A 5,094-nucleotide genomic window follows, 5' to 3' on the forward strand; every position below is an offset into this window, starting at 1 on the left:
CTATTATTAATATAAACAAAAGATAATTATTAAATCAAAAAAAATTGATTTATTCTCTTTGGAATCAGTTTACAAAACCTTTTTTATAAAATATCATAAGGATATGAGCAAGAAAATAATATAAATTGAAAACTTTAAAGAAAAAGATAAACATTGAAGGAAATTAATAAAAATTAAAAAGATATATGATAAGGAGAATAACAAATGAGAATAGCAGTCATATCAGATATACATAGCAATATTTATGCACTAGAAGCTGTATTAGGGGATATAGAAAATAGGAATGTGGATTTAGTAGTATGTACAGGTGATTTGGTAGGGTATGGTACTAGGCCAAATGAAGTTATAAATACAATTAGAAAGAATAAAGTGCTAACAATAATGGGAAATTATGATGATGCTATAGGAAACTATAAAATTTTATGTGGGTGTGATTATCCAGACCCTAAGGATGCACAAAAAGCAGGCCTCTCAATGCAGTTTACATCAAGCAAAACTACGGATGAAAATAAAAAATATTTAAGTAATTTACCAAAGGAATCAACTTTAACTTTTAACAATAAAACTATAAAATTAGTTCATGGAAGCACAAGGTTTATAAATGAATATTTAAAAGAGAATTCAGAAGAAGCAAAAGAAGTTATGAGTGAGTTATCTGAGGATATTTTAGTATGTGGTCATACACATATACCTTATGCTAAATATTACGGTGAAAAATTGCTTATAAATGCAGGTAGTGTGGGTAAGCCAAAAACAAATAATCCCAAAGCAAATTATGTAATTATAGAAATAAATAATGAAGATAATTTATCTAATAGTAAATCTTTAGCAGAAGTAGAAATAATAGAAGTTAATTATGATTTTGAAAAAGCAGCTAAGGAAATAGAGGAAAATAATATACTTCCAAATGATTTTGCAAGACTTATAAGAGAAGGTAGTGCTAAGTAATTTTATTTTAATAATACATTTATTCTTGCAAAAAAGTAGTATTATTAAAATAAAGATAGAAATTCATAAGGGGGGTATATATGGATGTTGTATTAAAAAAATGGACAATGAATGATAAAGACAAATTGTCTAATATATGTAATAAAGTTGAGCGACAATTTTTATCAAACAGAATACCATTTCCATACACAGAAGATGATGCAAAATGGTGGTTAAATATGGCTGACGAACATGATGGAAAAGATGGTATTTTCAGAGCAATAATTGTTGATGGAGAATATGTAGGAAATATATCAGTGGAAGTTAAGGATGATGTATATTGCAAAGATGCTGAAGTAGGATATCTATTGCTAACAAATAAGTGGTCAAAAGGTATAATGACAGAAGCAGTAAAACAAATTTGCTCAATGGCATTTTCACAGTTGGATATTGTAAGAATTACTGGCTTAGTATATAAGCCTAATATAGCATCACAAAGGGTATTGGAAAAAAATGGATTTATATTAGAGGGAATTATGAGAAGTGCTGTTTTTAAAAATAATAATATCTATGACTTGTGTGTATATGGAAAATATAGATAAATTGAAATATTATCACCTTTTTAATGAAGACAGGAAATGCTTAGAGATGGGTATGAGCAAAACGTTGATTTAGCATGAAAATTATGTTACGGTAGTAAAAACACAAGGAGATAGATTTAACAATGAAAAAATACATATTATTTGATTTAGATGGAACAATAACTGATCCCAAAGAAGGAATTACTAAAAGTGTACAATATGCACTTAGCAAGTTTGGAATTGAAGAAGATTGCGATAATTTAATTCCATTTATAGGACCACCTTTATTAGACTCATTTATGGAGTTTTATAACTTTGATGTGGAAAAATCAGAACTTGCAATTAAGTATTATAGAGAACGTTATTCTCATGTTGGATTATTTGAAAATAGCGCAATTGATGGTATGGCAGAAGTACTTAAAAAATTAAAAGAGTCTGGATATGTACTGGCCGTTGCCACTAGCAAACCTACCCATTTTGCTACTCCTATTTGTGATAAATTTGAGTTAAGTAAATACTTTGATTTGATTATTGGAAGCGAGTTGGATGGTACAAGAACAAGAAAGTCAGAAGTAATTTGTGAAGTGCTTAAACAATTGAACGCTAATCCTACAGATGTAATTATGATTGGGGACCGTAAGCACGATATTATAGGTGCAAAAGAAGCTGGAACTGCAAGTATTGGGGTTACATTTGGTTATGCAGAAGACAATGAACTAGAAGAGGCTGGAGCTGATTTTGTAGTAAATACACCAGGTGAATTATTAGATTGTATATTAGAAGAAGCAAGTTTTAATAATTAAAACATATAGCAAGTTTATTAATTATCAGTTAAACATAAGAATCAGAGGGGAATAAAATTAATGGACAAAGTTAAAAAATATGGTTATGTGCTTTCGTTTATCATACTTATAATAATAGCCTTACTTATAGGCTTTACAATAAAAAAAGCAGACTCAAAGTTAATGCCAGTAGAAGTCAATGATAATAGTATTAAAATTATGTATAATACTTATACTGAAGAGGACATTGTTGAGGTGGAACTGCTAAATGAAGTAAGTCTTTCAGGTGGCTCAGGGCTTAACACTGCCAATATAAATAATGGACGATACAAAGTAAACGGAGATGATTTTAAATCGAAGGTATGTATACATAAAAATATAAGTCCGTTTATAAAACTTAAAACTAAGGATTCAACAATTGTTTTTAATGAGAATGATTCAGATAAAACAAAAAAAATCTACAGTAAACTAAAAGAGTTATGCCAAAAGTCTGAACATAAAAATTAAAGAAATAGTGTGTAGCTACTAGAAATTAAAATCTAGTAGCTACTTTTTAAGACTTATTATTTTTTTAATATAGTTTCCCCTTCTTTTAGGGTTTCAATGACTTGTATATTTCTAATATCATTAGGTTCAACTTTTAATATATTCATATTGTTGACATGCAGCATTTCCATTACAGTGAACTAGTATTTGAGCATTTTCATTTAATGCCTTTTCTAATTTTTTTCTATTTCTGAGTAAGCTTGCGTTCCATAAGCATAATGGTCTTTTTTTCTCCAAATACTTTGCTATCTCTTATTAATACTGATTCCACATATAATTCACCCTCAAGTGTTAAAATATCTTCGTTAAAATATAATTTTTCATTAAGTTGCATTAAATTATTCCTATTATATATATTCTATGTTGATTAATAATCTTATAGTATTTTTAATTTTTATCAACAAATATGTAAGAATATTTAATTCATTTTTTAAATTCTCATTTATTTTAGTTAGAAATAATTGCAAATTAAGATATTGTAATATTAAGTTATGCAAGTATATGTTAAACTAAAAAAGTAACTAGAATTTATAGACTAACTAGAAATCTATCATATGAGGAGGCGTAAATTGAGAATCACATCAATAATTCACATGGCCAGAGAATATTTTTTACTAGGTCTATTTAGTGTGTCCATTGGAATTAGTATATTATTAATAATATACTTTTTAATATATAAGAAAATCATGAAAGGAACTAAAAAATTAAAGGCAAGTAAAATTTTATTATGGGGTATATTTTTAATTTATACTGTTATAGTACTAGGAGCCACATTTATTCATAGAACACCGGTTATGTATGAAAATATAAATTTACATATATTTAGCTCTTATATAAAAGTATGGAATAGATTTTCTTTATTAGAATTAAGAAATATAATTTTTAATATATTGATGTTCATTCCTCTTGGGTTTGTGATGCCTTTACTTTTCAAAAAATGTGAAAAGTTCTATATTACTTATTTTTTAGGCTTATGTATGACAATTTCTATTGAAGTACTTCAACTAATAAGTAAGAGAGGGATATTTGAAATCGATGATATTATAAATAATACTTTAGGGTGTATGATAGGTTATGGGATAGTAATGATATTTTTCTTATTTTCCCCCAAAAATAAGAAAAGTTTAGTAAATAAAGTGCTAACTATGGCGTGTTATCAAATACCTGTTATAATTACGATTATTTCTTTTAGTGCAATATTCAACAATATGGCACGCTTGAGTATGAAATAGATTATAAATTTTTCAGTATTTAAGGGATTTTTATATTTATCTAATCAGATAAATGAATCGTAACATTAAGTAGATTATTTAAAATGAAAGCGAGAGAATAATGGACAAAGCAAAAAAGAAAGAGTTATTGAAAAAATTTAAAAATGAAGAAAAAGAGAAAATTAGAGAGTCGCTTCCTTTTAGTATAGAAGTATTTGACTAATTATTTAATTACATAGATGAAACTTTGGAAATCAATGGATGTAATGATACTCTAAAATATACAAAAGAATTTTTAGAAAATAATAATCTACCTTTGGAAGAATCTATAGAGTGGATAGAAGAAAATGGCGGATATTGTGACTGTGAAGTTTTAGCTAATATAGAAGATAAAATATTAGAGATATAGAGTATTACAGGGGAAAGTAGATATGAAAACATGGATTTACAATTTATTAGAATGTTAGCAAACATAAGCTAGAAAAAAGTGTACAAAGAGAAATTTGTCCACTTTTTTCTTTTAGTTATTAATTTGTTTATCTTGTTCGTCAATCTTTATATGATTTTTATTAAAATATAAAAGTGTTAAATACATAATAATTGAAATTACAGTTGATATAAGGTCATATATATCGAAAGAACTATTTAAAAATAAATCATGTATTACTTCAGAGATTATTGACAATAAAAAAATCAATACAGAGATAGCACTGGCAATTTTAAAGTTAAAATCAATATTTTTCTTATTAACAATAATTTCACCCAACCATATAAATGCCCAAGCTGCAGATAAGTTAGGCATTACCCCTAATAGAAAATTAATAGATGTATTATCTATAGATATTTCTCGTAAAAAGATAGTAATAGTCCAAGAAAGTATTCCAATAATTCCAAATACTGATGTTATAGTATGTTTTTTCATTAATTACCCCCATATTAAATATAAGCTTCTTTATATAAAAATCATTTTAATATACTCAATTTTCAAACTTTTTAATAGAGTATATTATTAATTATACATAGATAATAGAATATAATTCTACTACA

8 protein-coding genes are annotated in these 5,094 nt (G+C 26.4%); 6 read left to right on the forward strand and 2 right to left on the reverse strand.

The window, feature by feature from the left end:
* Window positions 1-204: 204 nt before the first annotated feature.
* From NSA58_RS15900 to NSA58_RS15915, 4 genes are all read left to right on the forward strand, one after another.
* Complete coding sequence (locus NSA58_RS15900) at window positions 205-948, forward strand: metallophosphoesterase family protein (RefSeq protein WP_039678402.1); 744 nt, start codon at window positions 205-207, stop codon at window positions 946-948.
* 80 nt (window positions 949-1,028) lie between these two features.
* Window positions 1,029-1,529 (forward strand): GNAT family N-acetyltransferase, encoded by a 501-nt coding sequence (locus NSA58_RS15905; protein WP_039678403.1) that lies wholly within the window; start codon window positions 1,029-1,031, stop codon window positions 1,527-1,529.
* A 122-nt stretch (window positions 1,530-1,651) separates the two neighbouring features.
* A complete protein-coding gene (locus NSA58_RS15910; protein WP_074078990.1) occupies window positions 1,652-2,311 on the forward strand; it encodes an HAD family hydrolase in 660 nt (219 codons plus the stop codon).
* Window positions 2,312-2,371: 60 nt separating this feature from the next.
* Window positions 2,372-2,797 carry a hypothetical protein gene (locus NSA58_RS15915; protein ID WP_039678405.1) on the forward strand — a complete coding sequence of 142 codons (426 nt, stop codon included), beginning with the start codon at window positions 2,372-2,374 and terminating at the stop codon, window positions 2,795-2,797.
* Window positions 2,798-3,020: 223 nt separating this feature from the next.
* On the opposite strand, the gene NSA58_RS15920 is transcribed toward NSA58_RS15915, so the two are convergent.
* Window positions 3,021-3,170 (reverse strand): hypothetical protein, encoded by a 150-nt coding sequence (locus tag NSA58_RS15920; RefSeq protein WP_161791892.1) that lies wholly within the window; start codon window positions 3,168-3,170, stop codon window positions 3,021-3,023.
* 235 nt (window positions 3,171-3,405) lie between these two features.
* Between NSA58_RS15920 and NSA58_RS15925 the strand changes: the two genes are divergently transcribed.
* Together NSA58_RS15925 and NSA58_RS15930 are read left to right on the forward strand one after the other, a co-directional pair.
* On the forward strand, window positions 3,406-4,068 hold the full coding sequence (locus NSA58_RS15925; protein ID WP_039678406.1) for a VanZ family protein: 663 nt from the start codon (window positions 3,406-3,408) through the stop codon (window positions 4,066-4,068).
* Between the two features lie 214 nt (window positions 4,069-4,282).
* Window positions 4,283-4,456 (forward strand): DUF2695 domain-containing protein, encoded by a 174-nt coding sequence (locus NSA58_RS15930; RefSeq protein WP_257560672.1) that lies wholly within the window; start codon window positions 4,283-4,285, stop codon window positions 4,454-4,456.
* 111 nt (window positions 4,457-4,567) lie between these two features.
* On the opposite strand, the gene NSA58_RS15935 is transcribed toward NSA58_RS15930, so the two are convergent.
* Window positions 4,568-4,969 carry a hypothetical protein gene (locus NSA58_RS15935; protein WP_039678407.1) on the reverse strand — a complete coding sequence of 134 codons (402 nt, stop codon included), beginning with the start codon at window positions 4,967-4,969 and terminating at the stop codon, window positions 4,568-4,570.
* Between the last annotated feature and the right edge of the window lie 125 nt (window positions 4,970-5,094).

Source organism: Terrisporobacter muris (assembly GCF_024621905.1).
Lineage (GTDB): Bacteria > Bacillota > Clostridia > Peptostreptococcales > Peptostreptococcaceae > Terrisporobacter > Terrisporobacter muris.

Excerpts from the sequence above, each read along its gene's own strand:
- NSA58_RS15900 (WP_039678402.1), top strand. The coding sequence starts at position 205 with ATGAGAATAGCAGTCATATCAGATATACATAGCAATATTTATGCACTA.
- NSA58_RS15905 (WP_039678403.1), top strand. The coding sequence starts at position 1,029 with ATGGATGTTGTATTAAAAAAATGGACAATGAATGATAAAGACAAATTG.
- NSA58_RS15910 (WP_074078990.1), top strand. The coding sequence starts at position 1,652 with ATGAAAAAATACATATTATTTGATTTAGATGGAACAATAACTGATCCC.
- NSA58_RS15915 (WP_039678405.1), top strand. The coding sequence starts at position 2,372 with ATGGACAAAGTTAAAAAATATGGTTATGTGCTTTCGTTTATCATACTT.
- NSA58_RS15920 (WP_161791892.1), bottom strand. The coding sequence starts at position 3,170 with ATGCAACTTAATGAAAAATTATATTTTAACGAAGATATTTTAACACTT.
- NSA58_RS15935 (WP_039678407.1), bottom strand. The coding sequence starts at position 4,969 with ATGAAAAAACATACTATAACATCAGTATTTGGAATTATTGGAATACTT.